Source organism: Siminovitchia fortis, from assembly GCF_003605365.2.
Taxonomy (GTDB): Bacteria; Bacillota; Bacilli; order Bacillales; family Bacillaceae_C; genus Siminovitchia; species Siminovitchia fortis.
In genome coordinates, this window is record NZ_QYTU02000004.1 from 68,982 (window position 1) to 81,751 (window position 12,770).

Here is a 12,770-nt window from a genome sequence, read left to right on the forward strand (position 1 = left end):
TGGAGAATTCAATCAAACACGCCCTTTCCTCTGATTTGTGGAATGAACACGATTAACAGAAAAAAGACACATCTCCAAAGAAATGTGCCTGGTTTGATTATCTTCTTCTATATTTCTTCTTTAATTTTTCGAATGTATTGAAAGCGAATGAAGAGGAAATAGACGAGTTGGATAGCGGCGAAGCTTCCTAATACTGCTGATGAACTCTTGAATAAATTAAAATGGAACATATGCTGTAAAGCTGTGAGCGCTACAGCCCCATGGATAATCGCTACAAGAATCGGCACAAAGAATAACAAGGCCAATTGGACGGTCACTATTTTCGATAATTCTTTATCTGTAAGACCGAGCTTGCTGATGGCAGAAAATTTCCGTTTCTCGTCCTCTATGTCTGCATATAGGCGGAAATATAAGAAACTGCCTGCTGCGACAAAAAAGACGGCACCGATAAATAACCCAATAAACAGTACAGCTCCAAATCCTTGATTCATCTGATTCCAATCATATGCCAGAGAAGAAATCCGGAAATGTCCATCTGGGTCCTCCCCGTAGGATTGATCTACCTTTAGTTTTTTTAGAAGTTTTTCCCCTATTGTGATTGTATCTTTCCAATCTTTCAGAAAAAATGCGTAATAGGCTTCTGTGCTATCAGCTTGCATGTCCTTATATAAGTCATCAGAGACCACCAGATAATCCTCAAATGTTCGGATCAAGTTCATTGGCTGGACTGCAATTTGTTGAATGGCATGCTTTCCAAGCTGGTGGCTTGCTTGTTCCTCTAAATTTGGCATCTCTCCAAGGGCGTTTTTAAAATAAAGGAGAATGGCTTCATTGTCCTCAAGTGTGACTTGTTTATCCAATTGTCCGGCCACTTTAGCCAAATGGTTATACTCAGACTGTGAAACAATTGCTCGTTCAAAATGCTCCCCTTCAGGGCTGCCTGCGGATACATGTTTAATTGTTATGCCCGCTTCCTGGTAATTCATCGGGGCCAATTCTTTTTTAATTTCTTGAATATGTTCTGCTTCCTGTTGATTCCCTTCCCACGACACATATTCAAAGGCAAATGGCCTTTCTTCTGTCAAGTTAGTTGTAAAAATATACCGAAAGCCGACAAGTGAGCCTATTGCAGAAAACGCTACAGTCGAAACAATCGCCACGAAGAAAAAAGCACGCGCATTATCCTTCATGCGATAAGCAAGATCCGATAAAAGAACAAGGTTTGTCTTTTTCCAAAATATATTCTTGCGTTTTTTTAACCGATTAATGGTAAATACACTAAGCTGTGTAAACAGAAAGTATGTGCCGATAATGACAATAATCGTTACCGGGATCATCGCTGCGATAACCATTACATCACGAACAAGCAAGGCAACAGCATAGCCAACACCGAGTAAAAGGGCAGCTAATATGGACAGTACGATGGAGGCCTTCGGCTCCTTTTTTGGGGCTGAGCTGCCTTTAATTAAATCAATCAATTTATTCCCTTTTAAAATAGACACGGTAAAAAAGGAAATGACAATAAACAAAATCAAAAAGGCGCTGAATGTTAACACTGCGGCTTGCCAAGGTAAATAAAACGGCAGGGCCTCCTCTAGCCCCAAAATGTTTTCGGCTGCCATTAAAATCAATTTTGCAAATACCACACCAACAGCTATCCCTGAGACTGTAGCAAAAAATCCAATTATTACATTCTCTAAAAAAACCATGCGACGAAGTTGCTGATTGGTCATTCCCAACATAACCATTAAGCCGAATTCTTTTTTTCGGGACTTCAAAAAGGCACTCATCGAAACAAGTACAAAAATAAAGGAGAACACATAAATAATGCTCTCGGCAAAATGCAGGCCAATGCTTACATTGGAACTAATCTCAGCCAATCCGGGATGAAAGGCAAAAATTGCATAGACAAAAAAGACTAAAACAGAAAATACACTGCTTAAAAAGTAAGCCGCATAGATTCGCTTATTACGGAAGACGTTGTTAAACGCGAATTGACGAAAGGTCACTTGAATCCCCTCCCAACAGCGATAACACGTCTATGATTTTTTGGAAAAAGGCTTGACGATTATCTCCACGGTAAATTTCGTTGAACAATTTGCCGTCTTTGATAAACACAACTCTTTCAGTATAACTGGCGGCAATCGGATCGTGGGTAACCATCATCATGGTCGTTCTGTCTTCTTTATTTACTCTTTCCATCATTTCCATCGCCGACTTTGTGGCCTTGGAATCTAAGTTTCCAGTCGGTTCATCCGCCAGTACCATTTTTGGTTTGTGAATAATTGCCCGAGCAATGGCGGTCCTTTGCGCCTGCCCACCCGATATTTCATAAATTCGCTTTTTTAAAATAGCGGAGATGCCTAGTTTGTCCGCTACAGCCGCTACCTTTTTTTCCATTACTTGAACACTTACACCCTCCAGCGTCAAAGGTAAGACAATATTTTCCTCCACTGTCAGGGTAGGGAGTAAATTGAAGTCTTGAAAAACAAAACCTAAATGTCTGCGCCGAAATAGTGCCAGTTCATTATGTTTCATACGCAAAGGGTCTTTCCCATCCACAATAATTGACCCTGATGTTGGTTGATCAATGGTAGCCACCATATTCAATAAGGTCGATTTCCCGCTCCCGGATGGTCCCATAATGCCAACAAATTCCCCTTCTTCTATGGTTAAATCAATGTCTGACAGTGCCTTGTAAGCCACTTTTCCATCGTAGACTTTACTTAAATTTTTGATTTTCAAAATCTCCAAAACAAAAACCCCTTTCTCTGTTTTCCAACTAACTTTAGTGTAAGAGGAGGGGCGGGGTTAAACCATCGCTGTAGCTTTCATTTAGCTTACACTTCTGTAAGGTTATCTTCGGAAGGAGAGCTGAACACTTGTCCCTTCTCCCTGAACAGAGCTAATTTCAACTTTATGCCCTAATTTATCACATACCTCTTTTACTAAATATAAGCCCATCCCGGTTGATTCGCGATAAATCCGGCCATTTTCTCCTGTAAAGAAGGGATTGAACACTCTCTTTAAATCGGTTTTGGAGATCCCGACGCCATAATCCTGAACGGTGACAATCGTTTCATGTGGTGTATTCAATTCCGAGACCAGGACCTTCTGTCCTTTGCCGGCGGAATACTTCACCGCATTGGTAATGAGCTGATTAAAAATAAATTTCAGCCATTTTTCATCTGATTCCACGATTGTGGGAGATACCCGGTTTTCGGGATACACCTGATTTTTTATAAAAAGGCGCTTATTTTCACGGATTGCCTCTTCAATAACAGTTTTTAACATAACGGGCTCTATTTGAAAATCTTGTTCAAACACTTCTAATCTTGCCGCATATAAGACCATTTCCAGCCCTTTTTCCAGCTTATCTTTCTCTTCACGAATACTTTCCAAACGCTCGTCCTCATTTTCTTGCGTAATTAATTCAATGACGGATAAGGGGGTTTTCATCTGATGAACCCATTGATTAATAAAGGTTAGGTGGTCATTACGCTTTTTTTCCTGCAGGTGCAAATGATTTAAATAGAGTCGATGCTGCTTTTGGAGCAACTTTCCAAGTGCTTTGGAAAGCGGCGTAGTATCCAACGTTTCAAATGCTTCATCCATTTTATTGACCGTAACTGTCAATCTTTCATAAAACTTCCGGTTGGAAATATAGCGAAACACTAAATAAACAGTGAGAATTAAGCATCCCAAGAAAAGGGAATAGACTATCAGTGAAAGTTTATGATACCCATCAAGCCAATAAACTAATAAAACCACTGCCATCTGTACAACATTCATGACAATCAGCGGGAAATGGTCTTTTATAAATAATTTCATGATGAAAGCTCCCAATTTGGGATCAGCCGGTACCCGGCTCCCCTTACCGTTTCAATTGCCTGGCCAATGCCCAATTCCTGAAGCTTTTTCCGGACACGGGTAATATTCACGTTCAATGTATTTTCATCTACAAAAGTTTGGTCATCCCATAATTTTTCCAAGATCGCTTCGCGGGAGACGACACGAGGTGAACGCTCCATTAACATTTCAAGCAGAACTGTTTCTTTTTTTGTCAGAGAAATGATGGACCCTTCTTTGGCAGCTTCCATTCTTTCCACATAAAGAGTTAGCCCTTTCAATTCAACCATGCGTTCCTTGCCCTTAAGCGCATATTCCCCGTAAGCCCGGCGGAGGCTGCTGCGAATCTTCGCCATCACCACTTCATAGTGAAAAGGCTTTGTAATAAAATCATCGCCCCCATTTTCCAATGCCATGACTTGATCCATTTCGCCTGATCGAGCGGAAATAAACAGAATCGGACAAGTAGAGATATTCCGAATCTGCCTACACCAATAATACCCATCAAAACTGGGTAAATTAATATCCAGTAGGACTAAATCAGGGTTTACCGATTCAAAACACTCAATGATTGCATCAAATTGTTCCGTTATCACAGCATCATAACCGTATTTTTCAAGATAATTTTGCAGCAGCTTTGCAATTTTTGGATCGTCCTCTATGATTAGAATTTTTGCCATTTTCATTCATCCTTCTTAAAGTAAAGAAATGATTCGATCAAGAACATAATAAATATTATACATAATGAACAAGCCTATTTTTAGCAATATGGACGCTTTTAGGCGTGGAAGTGTCAAATGGCGGCACCGTTGTTAATCCGGGGCAGGTGGACTTTTGAACAAATCATAAAGTGAAACGGGGCTTCCATATTGGGAGCCCCGCAATCAGGTTTTAACCGTTTACCACCAGCCACAGCCGCCTACAAAGGCAGCACCTACAATGACTAAGAGGATGAACAGAACAACAACAAACGCAAAACCACCACCGTAGCCTACACCTGCACTCATGTAAAGGCACCTCCTCAGGATTATTGATTATTATTTTATGTAGTTAAAGGTCCCAAGTGCAGAAGAGTTGGGATTCCAATTAAAAAATGTGCTATTTCACTATATAGTCGATCACGAAAAATGGCGCTGCAAACATTTTCTAAAAAACATCTAAAAATGTGTTGACAAGCCAGCATGCTTTAACTTATACTCTTTATTGTGCTTAATAAACGGCCCCTTGGTCAAGCGGTTAAGACACCGCCCTTTCACGGCGGTAACACGGGTTCGAATCCCGTAGGGGTCACCATCTTTTTTGAAAAAGCAGTAACACGCTGCTCATCGTATTTTTGGCAGGGGAAGGCATGCTAAGAGCGCGACATCCTGTCGCAACGCATGCACTTGTACATTCTATTTCGGAGGATTAGCTCAGCTGGGAGAGCACCTGCCTTACAAGCAGGGGGTCGGCGGTTCGAACCCGTCATCCTCCACCACTTAAAATTATGGCTTGCCGGCCTAGCTCAATTGGTAGAGCAACTGACTTGTAATCAGTAGGTTGGGGGTTCAAGTCCTCTGGCCGGCACCATTTTTTATTTTGCCTTTTTTGAGGTGGGGTAGCGAAGTGGCTAAACGCGGCGGACTGTAAATCCGCTCCCTCCGGGTTCGGCGGTTCGAATCCGTCCCCCACCACCATTTACATAAAGAGGAATATAAAAAAAGATTATCGGGTAATATACTTAATGTGTTTTTAATCGATGGGCTATAGCCAAGCGGTAAGGCATCGGACTTTGACTCCGTGATCGTTGGTTCGAATCCAGCTAGCCCAGCCAAGAGCCATTAGCTCAGTTGGTAGAGCATCTGACTTTTAATCAGAGGGTCGCAGGTTCGAATCCTGCATGGCTCACTTTTTTATTTTCCTATCCGAGGGGCCTTAGCTCAGCTGGGAGAGCGCCTGCTTTGCACGCAGGAGGTCAGCGGTTCGATCCCGCTAGGCTCCATTTTTTAAAAAGCCTTGTTTAGACATAAGGCTTTTTTTCTATTTGGCGGCATTGAAGCGGGCGGTTAAATGTAAAACAACGCTGATTAAGGGAGCGAGGGTTTTGTTTCATAGAGCGATTTTGAGCGCAATGATCTGATAAGGTCAATGCCTCCCGAACAGAGAGTCAAAGAGGAAATTCGGTAGGCAAAGCTCGTGAATGCCTTCCAACCACCGGTTCTCCTCCAATTTATCTCATCAGGATCGTCAGTCTGTACGTCGCTCAACGAGCGCCTCCACTTTTCTGCTGTCCCGCTTCAGCGCCTAGCCCCTCGAGGTCATAAGCCAATTCCCTGTGGTGGCTGAAGTACTGCCTCCTCGGGAATCGTCTTATGCTTGTCGGGGCTGAACAAGGCGCCTCCGCTTTTCTGCTGTCCAGCTGCGAGCGGCAGGGGCTCGAGGTCGCTTCAGAAAAACCAATGAAGGCAAAGAACGCCTTCATTGGTTTTTCTTCCAGCGCTTGTCGCCCCTAAGCAGCCGCTCTCCGCTTTTCTGCTGTCCAGCTCCGGCGCTCAGCGACTAGCAGACTTCCTCATCCTTCCTACGATAAGTCAACATCGGCTCGCCTGGCGGCATCGCCGTGTTTCCTTTATCTCGTCAGGATTCGTCCAGTCTGTACGTCGCTAAACGAGCGCCTCCGCTTTTCTGCATATATATTCACTTTTTTGTCCAGTTGAGTCATTTGTGGTTCCCGGGATAGAATATATGCATTAATGTTGGTGAGGGAGCGAGCCTATGAGAAAGAAACTTTCGATTGTTGGGGTGCCCATGGATCTGGGTCAGATGCGAAGAGGCGTTGATATGGGGCCGAGTGCAATGAGGTATGCGGATGCGGTGAAACGCTTGGAGCGCATAGGTTATGTGGTTGAGGATATGGGAGATATTCCTGTGGCTCATATAAATGAGGACAAAAATGCCCAGCCTTCTTTAAGGAATTTGAAAGCGATCACAAAGGCGGCCTCCCATTTGGCCGACTGTGTAGATTCCATTATAAAAAAAGACAGTTTTCCGCTTGTTCTGGGAGGCGATCACAGTATTGCAATCGGAACGCTTGCAGGTGCGGCGAAACACTTCCACGATCTTGGCGTGATCTGGTATGATGCGCACGGGGATTTAAATACGGATGAAACGTCTCCTTCTGGTAACATCCACGGTATGCCGCTTGCTGCCAGCCTTGGTTTCGGACATCCCGAGCTGACAGGTGTTGGAGGATTCCACCCGAAGGTAAAACCTGAAAATGTTGTTATCATTGGGGCGCGCGATCTGGATCAGGGTGAAAGGGAGTTGATCAGGGAGCATTCCATCAAGGTATATACGATGCATGAAATTGACCGTCTGGGAATGACAAGGGTGATGGAAGAAACTATTGCTTACTTGAAAGAGAGAACAGACGGCGTCCATTTATCCCTTGATTTGGATGGTTTGGACCCCCATGATGCCCCCGGTGTAGGAACGCCGGTATTAGGCGGCATCAGCTATCGCGAGAGCCATTTGGCGATGGAGATGCTCGCGGAATCGGAACTCATCACTTCAGCGGAATTTGTGGAAGTCAACCCCATTTTGGATGAAAAAAACAAGACAGCGGAGGTGGCTGTCGCGTTGATGGGATCTTTATTTGGAGAAAAACTTTTGTGAAAAAATCCTTTTTGAAAAAGCAGCAGCTCATTTACGAACTGCTGCTTGCCTGTTTCTGCTCAAAAAGATGATATTTATTTAATAGCTGGTCCAATTGATCGCTTAAATATACGACGCGTTCATCCACGAAGGATCGGGACAGTCCCAATTCAACCATTTCTTTTCTTCTTTCCTCGATTTTCCTTAACAACATTTCCTGTTCCCTGTTCATGATCCATCCCTCGCAAAGTGATTGTTTATAACTGTTTAACCATTTTTTTAAAAATTAAACCAATTTCACTACCTAAGTAAAAATTTGTTATGATAGAAAAGATGATTAAATTTGAAACTTTATTTTAAACAGAACGTATATAAAGGGAACCGCGCAGGCGGGAGGGTTAAATGAGATGGATAAGCTGGTGAATCAAAGAATCAGGCAAGTTTTAAAAGGCGATCAGGAAGCATTTGGGGAAATCGTAGAGCTATATAGAGACAGGATCTTTTCCCTTTGCTACAGGATGCTTGGCAATCGGCATGAAGCGGAAGATATTGCACAGGAGGCGTTTGTCCGGGCCTATGTTAATATCGAAAGCTTCCAGATCAACCGCAAGTTTTCCACATGGCTGTATAGAATCGCCACCAATCTTTGTATAGATCGGATAAGAAAGAAAAAACCTGATTATTTTCTGGATGCTGAAATTGCAGGAACAGAAGGATTGACTTTATATTCACAATTGGCAGCAGCAGGAAAAACGCCTGATGCAGAAGTTGAAACGTTGGAACTTCAGGAAATTGTGCAAAACGAAATTTTGCGATTGCCGGATAAATACAGATCGGTCATTATACTCAGATACATTGATGACCTCTCGCTGAATGAAATCGCGGAAGTGTTGGAAATGCCGCTTGGCACAGTGAAAACAAGAATTCACCGCGGCAGGGAAGCGCTTCGCAAGAGATTGCACAATATGTGAGAAAGGTGAGAAGGAAATTGAAGGCTTGTTCAGAAGAGATCGTTCTCTATATGCAGGAATACATGGACGGGGATCTGACACAAGATAAAGAACGTGAATTGAAGGATCACTTGCAAAAGTGCCAGGCCTGTCAAACACATTTTCAAGAATTGAAACGAACAGAAGCATTGGTGAAAAGTGTCTCCCGAATCTCAGCTCCCGCTCACTTTACAAATCAGGTCATGGCCCGCCTCCCGAAAGAAAAGAATATGGTGGGAGTCAAACGCTGGTTCAGACATCATCCTATGCTGATCGCCGTATCAGTATTCTTTTTATTAATGGCAGGAAGCCTTGTCAGCGGATGGAATGATGACCAGAAGTTTGCCTTCACGAAAAAACCTAATATCATCGTGGAAAATGACACAGTAATTGTTCCTGAAGGCGAAGTGGTCGAAGGGGATCTTGTTGTTAAAAACGGGGATCTCAGGATAGAAGGCCAAGTGGATGGGAATGTTACCATTATTAATGGAGATAAATACATGGCTTCTGCAGGGAACGTGACTGGTGATATAGATGAAATTGACGAAGTGTTCGAATGGATTTGGTATAAGATGAAAGAGGGCGGAAAAAAGGTAGGCCAATTATTCAAATGATTTTATCGGGGCTGCACATGCAGTCTTTTTTTTGATAAAATCTTTCCAAAATGAAACTGCATTGGCATATTGGCGGCAAATGCCTCCGGATTATTTTTATGTTATAATAAGTTAGTTATAATTGGTTTGCCTGCAACAATGTCTGCGCTTAAAAAATAGATGGAGGAAAGATTATGTCGTTTGCCGACCTTTCTATTATGGACTACTTGTCCCGCATAGTGGATATTTTCCTCGTTTGGTACGTTATATATAAGCTGCTTATGATTATACGCGGTACAAAAGCGGTGCAGCTTTTAAAAGGTATTTTTGTCATCATTATCGCACGGTTTGTCAGTGAATACCTTAATCTACATACGCTGAGCTGGATTTTGGAAAATGCCATTACCTGGGGTTTCCTGGGCGTCATTATCATATTCCAGCCTGAGCTGAGACGCGCCCTTGAACAACTTGGACGCGGAAGTATTTTTACAAGAGGCGGCATCCAGGAAGAAGAGGAATTGCATCAAAGAGTGACTGCGATTACAGAAGCCATCAGCTACATGGCAAAGCGCAGAATCGGGGCCTTGATTTCTATCGAACGTGAAACAGGCATGGGCGATTACATAGAAACCGGGATTCCGCTCCACTCCAAGCTAACCTCTCAGCTGCTGATCAATATCTTTATCCCTAACACGCCATTGCATGATGGGGCCGTCATTATCCAAAGGGATCAAATTGCCGCGGCCGCCTGTTATCTTCCTCTTTCCGAGAGCCCGTTCATTTCCAAGGAACTTGGCACGAGGCACCGGGCAGCGGTGGGAATCAGTGAAGTGACGGATGCCTTGACGATTGTCGTTTCCGAAGAAACAGGCCATGTATCCGTGACACAGCACGGTGAACTGTATAGAGATCTGTCTTCAGAAGAATTTCAGGAACTTCTGGAAAAGGAATTGGCCAAACAGACTTCCTCAACACTTTGGAAAAGAAAGGGGAAGAAACAAAATGGATAAATTCATGGATAATCCCTGGTTCGTAAGAATTGTCGCCATGGCGCTGGCCGTGCTTCTTTTCCTGTCAGTGCAGGATTTGGGGAACAAAAACGGAGCATCCAGGCCTAACGGAATGGAAAGCAATGAGGTGGAAACCATTACCGACGTGCCGCTGGAGAAATACTTTGATTCCGAAAACCTTGTCGTAACCGGATTGCCTGAAACGGTTAATGTAACGATTGAAGGCCAAAGAAGATTTGTCGAAGCGACAAAGCGGCAAAGAGATTTTTCCATCTATGTGGATTTATCTGATTTAAGCATTGGTAACCATCGTGTTCCCATTTTATATAAAGATTTTTCCGAGAAGCTGAAGGTACAAGTGGAGCCTGTCTATGTGGAGGTCTCCATCCAGGAAAAGGTGACAAAGGACTTCACCGTCGAGCCCGAATTCAACAATAATATATTGGCGGAAGGATTTGAAGCTGAACTTCCGATTGTCGAACCGAACAAAGTCCAAATCACCGGCGGAAAAGAAACCCTTGAAAAGATTTCTTATGTGAAAGCATCCATTGATGCAAGAGGGCTGATTACAGACACCATTAAACGGGACACAAAAGTGACTGTCCTGGATCGCGAATTGAACAAGCTCGATGTGTTTGTCGAACCTGAGTATGTAACAGTGACCGTCCCGGTAAATAATCCGAGAAAGACTGTTCCGCTTAAAATCAAGCAGGTCGGATCTTCGCCTGAAGGCACTGTCATCAAGCGGATGGAAGGTGATATTGAAGAGGTCATGATTTTCGGGCGGACGGATATTTTGCAAAAAGTCGATGAAATAGAAGCGGAAGTGGATGTCAGCAAAATAACCAAAGATGAAGAATTGGATGTACCGATTATAAGGCCCGATGGGATTAATAAAATCACCCCTGAAATAGTCAAAGTGAAAGTCGTGACAGACAAGGCCAAAAAAAAGAGTGAAGAAACAAGTTTGAGTGAAGTGCCCATTGAAAGCAAGGGCTTGGCGGAAGGCTTGGATGTTGAGTTTTTATCGCCCGAGGATGGAGCTGTATCCATCAAAGTGGAAGGCAGCAAGGATCAGTTGAAAAAGGCTCAGGAGAGCGCGTTTGAAGTGTTTATGAATATGGAAGGCCTCCAGGCAGGGGACCATGAAGTGAACCTCGAAGTGAAAGGGCCGAAAGATGTCAAATGGGAGCTTTCAACAGAAAAGGCGAAGGTACGGATAAAGGAAAAAGAAACTGTTTAAACATGACAGAAAAAAGTGATAGCACACTTCGGGTTAGTTTTGTTAAATGACTGTTTAAACATAGGTGAAAGAAGGAGCGATACAATCGATATGGGTAAATATTTTGGAACAGACGGGGTAAGAGGAGTGGCCAACGCGGAGCTTACTCCGGAGCTGGCGTTCAAATTGGGCCGTTTCGGCGGTTATGTTTTAACAAACAGCGCAGAGCATCCTAAGGTTCTGATTGGACGGGATACCCGGATTTCCGGGCATATGCTGGAAGGGGCGCTTGTGGCAGGCCTTCTTTCCATAGGAGCGGAAGTCATGCGCCTCGGCGTCATTTCAACACCGGGAGTGGCCTATTTGACGAAAGCTCTCGGAGCCCAGGCTGGAGTGATGATTTCAGCATCCCACAATCCTGTTCCTGATAACGGCATTAAATTTTTCGGGCCGGACGGTTTTAAGCTTTCGGATGAAGAAGAAGCCAAAATCGAGGAACTGCTTGATTTGAATGAAGATCAACTTCCACGGCCTACAGGAGCGAATCTTGGAATCGTGAACGACTATTTTGAAGGCGGCCAGAAATATTTACAATTCCTTAAACAGACAGTCGATGAGGAATTTACCGATATTCACGTGGCTCTTGATTGCGCAAACGGTGCAACATCCGCTCTTGCAACCCACTTGTTTGCTGACCTTGATGCCGATACATCCACAATGGGTGCGTCCCCGAACGGGCTGAATATTAATGATGGAGTGGGCTCCACTCATCCGGAAAGCCTGGCTGCTTTTGTTAAAGAAAAGCAGGCGGATATCGGCTTGGCGTTTGATGGAGACGGCGACCGTCTTATCGCCATCGATGAAAACGGGAAGATAGTGGACGGCGACCAAATCATGTACATATGTGCAAAACACATGAAAGAAGAAGGACGCCTGAAACAGGATACAGTCGTTTCCACTGTTATGAGCAATTTGGGCTTCTATAAGGCATTGGAAGCCAACGGAATGCACAGTGTGCCGACAGCTGTGGGCGACCGCTATGTCGTGGAAGAGATGAAGAAAAATGATTATAATCTGGGCGGAGAACAGTCCGGGCATATTATTTTCCTGGACTACAACACGACAGGCGACGGCCTTTTGACAGGCCTGCAGCTTGTAAACATTATGAGGATGACGGATAAGCCGCTCTCTGAATTGGCTAAAGAAATGAAGAAATACCCTCAGAAGCTTGTCAATGTCAAGGTGAAGGACAAACATCACGTCACGGACCATGAAAAAGTGAAAGCTGTCATAGAGGAAGTTGAAGCGGAAATGAACGGAAACGGCAGAATCCTTGTCCGGCCTTCCGGAACAGAACCGCTCGTCCGCGTGATGGCAGAGGCACCGACGGAGGAAGCGTGTGAGGAATATGTACAGCGTATTGCTGAAGTGGTAAAAGAGGAAATGGGATTGGAAGACTAATGATGACTGGATG

12 protein-coding genes and 7 tRNA genes are annotated in these 12,770 nt (G+C 43.9%); 13 read left to right on the forward strand and 6 right to left on the reverse strand.

Annotated features, from left to right (window positions below; translation table 11 throughout):
- Positions 1-107: 107 nt before the first annotated feature.
- The 5 genes from D4N35_RS03535 to D4N35_RS03555 all read right to left on the reverse strand — a co-directional run bounded on the left by D4N35_RS03535 (position 108) and on the right by D4N35_RS03555 (position 4,856).
- Positions 108-2,009 carry an ABC transporter permease gene (locus D4N35_RS03535; RefSeq protein ID WP_120070085.1) on the reverse strand — a complete coding sequence of 634 codons (1,902 nt, stop codon included), beginning with the start codon at positions 2,007-2,009 and terminating at the stop codon, positions 108-110.
- Positions 1,984-2,748, reverse strand: a complete 765-nt coding sequence (locus D4N35_RS03540) for an ABC transporter ATP-binding protein (protein WP_120070253.1) — start codon at positions 2,746-2,748, stop codon at positions 1,984-1,986. Before D4N35_RS03540 ends, D4N35_RS03535 begins: the two co-directional genes overlap by 26 nt.
- Positions 2,749-2,856: 108 nt before the next feature.
- Entirely contained in the window at positions 2,857-3,831 is a 975-nt protein-coding gene (locus D4N35_RS03545) for a sensor histidine kinase (RefSeq protein ID WP_120070088.1), read from the reverse strand.
- Positions 3,828-4,529: a response regulator transcription factor gene (locus tag D4N35_RS03550; protein ID WP_120070092.1), complete on the reverse strand. Its 702-nt coding sequence runs from the start codon at positions 4,527-4,529 to the stop codon at positions 3,828-3,830. The genes D4N35_RS03545 and D4N35_RS03550 overlap by 4 nt, the downstream gene beginning before the upstream one ends.
- A gap of 219 nt (positions 4,530-4,748) precedes the next feature.
- Positions 4,749-4,856, reverse strand: coding sequence for a YjcZ family sporulation protein (locus D4N35_RS03555; RefSeq protein WP_120070095.1), 108 nt, complete (start codon positions 4,854-4,856; stop codon positions 4,749-4,751).
- A 211-nt stretch (positions 4,857-5,067) separates the two neighbouring features.
- Here D4N35_RS03555 and D4N35_RS03560 point away from each other — a divergent pair.
- The 8 genes from D4N35_RS03560 to rocF all read left to right on the forward strand — a co-directional run bounded on the left by D4N35_RS03560 (position 5,068) and on the right by rocF (position 7,503).
- Positions 5,068-5,142, forward strand: a tRNA-Glu gene (locus D4N35_RS03560).
- A gap of 108 nt (positions 5,143-5,250) precedes the next feature.
- A tRNA-Val gene (locus D4N35_RS03565) sits at positions 5,251-5,326 on the forward strand.
- Positions 5,327-5,342: 16 nt separating this feature from the next.
- Positions 5,343-5,418, forward strand: a tRNA-Thr gene (locus D4N35_RS03570).
- Between the two features lie 22 nt (positions 5,419-5,440).
- Positions 5,441-5,525 (forward strand) — tRNA-Tyr (locus D4N35_RS03575).
- Between the two features lie 63 nt (positions 5,526-5,588).
- A tRNA-Gln gene (locus tag D4N35_RS03580) sits at positions 5,589-5,662 on the forward strand.
- Between the two features lies 1 nt (position 5,663).
- Positions 5,664-5,736, forward strand: a tRNA-Lys gene (locus D4N35_RS03585).
- A gap of 21 nt (positions 5,737-5,757) precedes the next feature.
- A tRNA-Ala gene (locus D4N35_RS03590) sits at positions 5,758-5,830 on the forward strand.
- Positions 5,831-6,603: 773 nt separating this feature from the next.
- The gene (gene rocF, locus D4N35_RS03595; protein WP_120070102.1) at positions 6,604-7,503 is read left to right on the forward strand and encodes an arginase; all 900 of its coding nucleotides are present in this window, start codon (positions 6,604-6,606) and stop codon (positions 7,501-7,503) included.
- A gap of 31 nt (positions 7,504-7,534) precedes the next feature.
- Here rocF and D4N35_RS03600 read toward each other — a convergent pair whose 3' ends face one another.
- Positions 7,535-7,714: an aspartyl-phosphate phosphatase Spo0E family protein gene (locus D4N35_RS03600; RefSeq protein ID WP_120070105.1), complete on the reverse strand. Its 180-nt coding sequence runs from the start codon at positions 7,712-7,714 to the stop codon at positions 7,535-7,537.
- A gap of 175 nt (positions 7,715-7,889) precedes the next feature.
- Here D4N35_RS03600 and sigW point away from each other — a divergent pair, with 175 nt between their 5' ends.
- From sigW to glmM, 5 genes are all read left to right on the forward strand, one after another.
- Positions 7,890-8,453 carry an RNA polymerase sigma factor SigW gene (gene sigW, locus D4N35_RS03605; RefSeq protein ID WP_120070108.1) on the forward strand — a complete coding sequence of 188 codons (564 nt, stop codon included), beginning with the start codon at positions 7,890-7,892 and terminating at the stop codon, positions 8,451-8,453.
- A 17-nt stretch (positions 8,454-8,470) separates the two neighbouring features.
- Entirely contained in the window at positions 8,471-9,085 is a 615-nt protein-coding gene (locus tag D4N35_RS03610) for an anti-sigma factor family protein (protein WP_120070255.1), read from the forward strand.
- A 173-nt stretch (positions 9,086-9,258) separates the two neighbouring features.
- Positions 9,259-10,074, forward strand: coding sequence for a diadenylate cyclase CdaA (cdaA, locus tag D4N35_RS03615; protein ID WP_120070111.1), 816 nt, complete (start codon positions 9,259-9,261; stop codon positions 10,072-10,074).
- On the forward strand, positions 10,067-11,317 hold the full coding sequence (locus tag D4N35_RS03620; RefSeq protein ID WP_120070114.1) for a CdaR family protein: 1,251 nt from the start codon (positions 10,067-10,069) through the stop codon (positions 11,315-11,317). The genes cdaA and D4N35_RS03620 overlap by 8 nt, the downstream gene beginning before the upstream one ends.
- Positions 11,318-11,407: 90 nt before the next feature.
- Complete coding sequence (gene glmM / locus D4N35_RS03625) at positions 11,408-12,757, forward strand: phosphoglucosamine mutase (RefSeq protein WP_120070117.1); 1,350 nt, start codon at positions 11,408-11,410, stop codon at positions 12,755-12,757.
- Positions 12,758-12,770: the final 13 nt, after the last annotated feature.

Bases quoted from the DNA above. Each gene is read 5' to 3' on its own strand.
- rocF (WP_120070102.1), top strand. From the start codon at position 6,604: ATGAGAAAGAAACTTTCGATTGTTGGGGTGCCCATGGATCTGGGTCAG.
- D4N35_RS03620 (WP_120070114.1), top strand. From the start codon at position 10,067: ATGGATAAATTCATGGATAATCCCTGGTTCGTAAGAATTGTCGCCATG.
- D4N35_RS03545 (WP_120070088.1), bottom strand. From the start codon at position 3,831: ATGAAATTATTTATAAAAGACCATTTCCCGCTGATTGTCATGAATGTT.
- D4N35_RS03550 (WP_120070092.1), bottom strand. From the start codon at position 4,529: ATGGCAAAAATTCTAATCATAGAGGACGATCCAAAAATTGCAAAGCTG.
- sigW (WP_120070108.1), top strand. From the start codon at position 7,890: ATGGATAAGCTGGTGAATCAAAGAATCAGGCAAGTTTTAAAAGGCGAT.
- D4N35_RS03600 (WP_120070105.1), bottom strand. From the start codon at position 7,714: ATGAACAGGGAACAGGAAATGTTGTTAAGGAAAATCGAGGAAAGAAGA.
- cdaA (WP_120070111.1), top strand. From the start codon at position 9,259: ATGTCGTTTGCCGACCTTTCTATTATGGACTACTTGTCCCGCATAGTG.
- D4N35_RS03555 (WP_120070095.1), bottom strand. From the start codon at position 4,856: ATGAGTGCAGGTGTAGGCTACGGTGGTGGTTTTGCGTTTGTTGTTGTT.
- glmM (WP_120070117.1), top strand. From the start codon at position 11,408: ATGGGTAAATATTTTGGAACAGACGGGGTAAGAGGAGTGGCCAACGCG.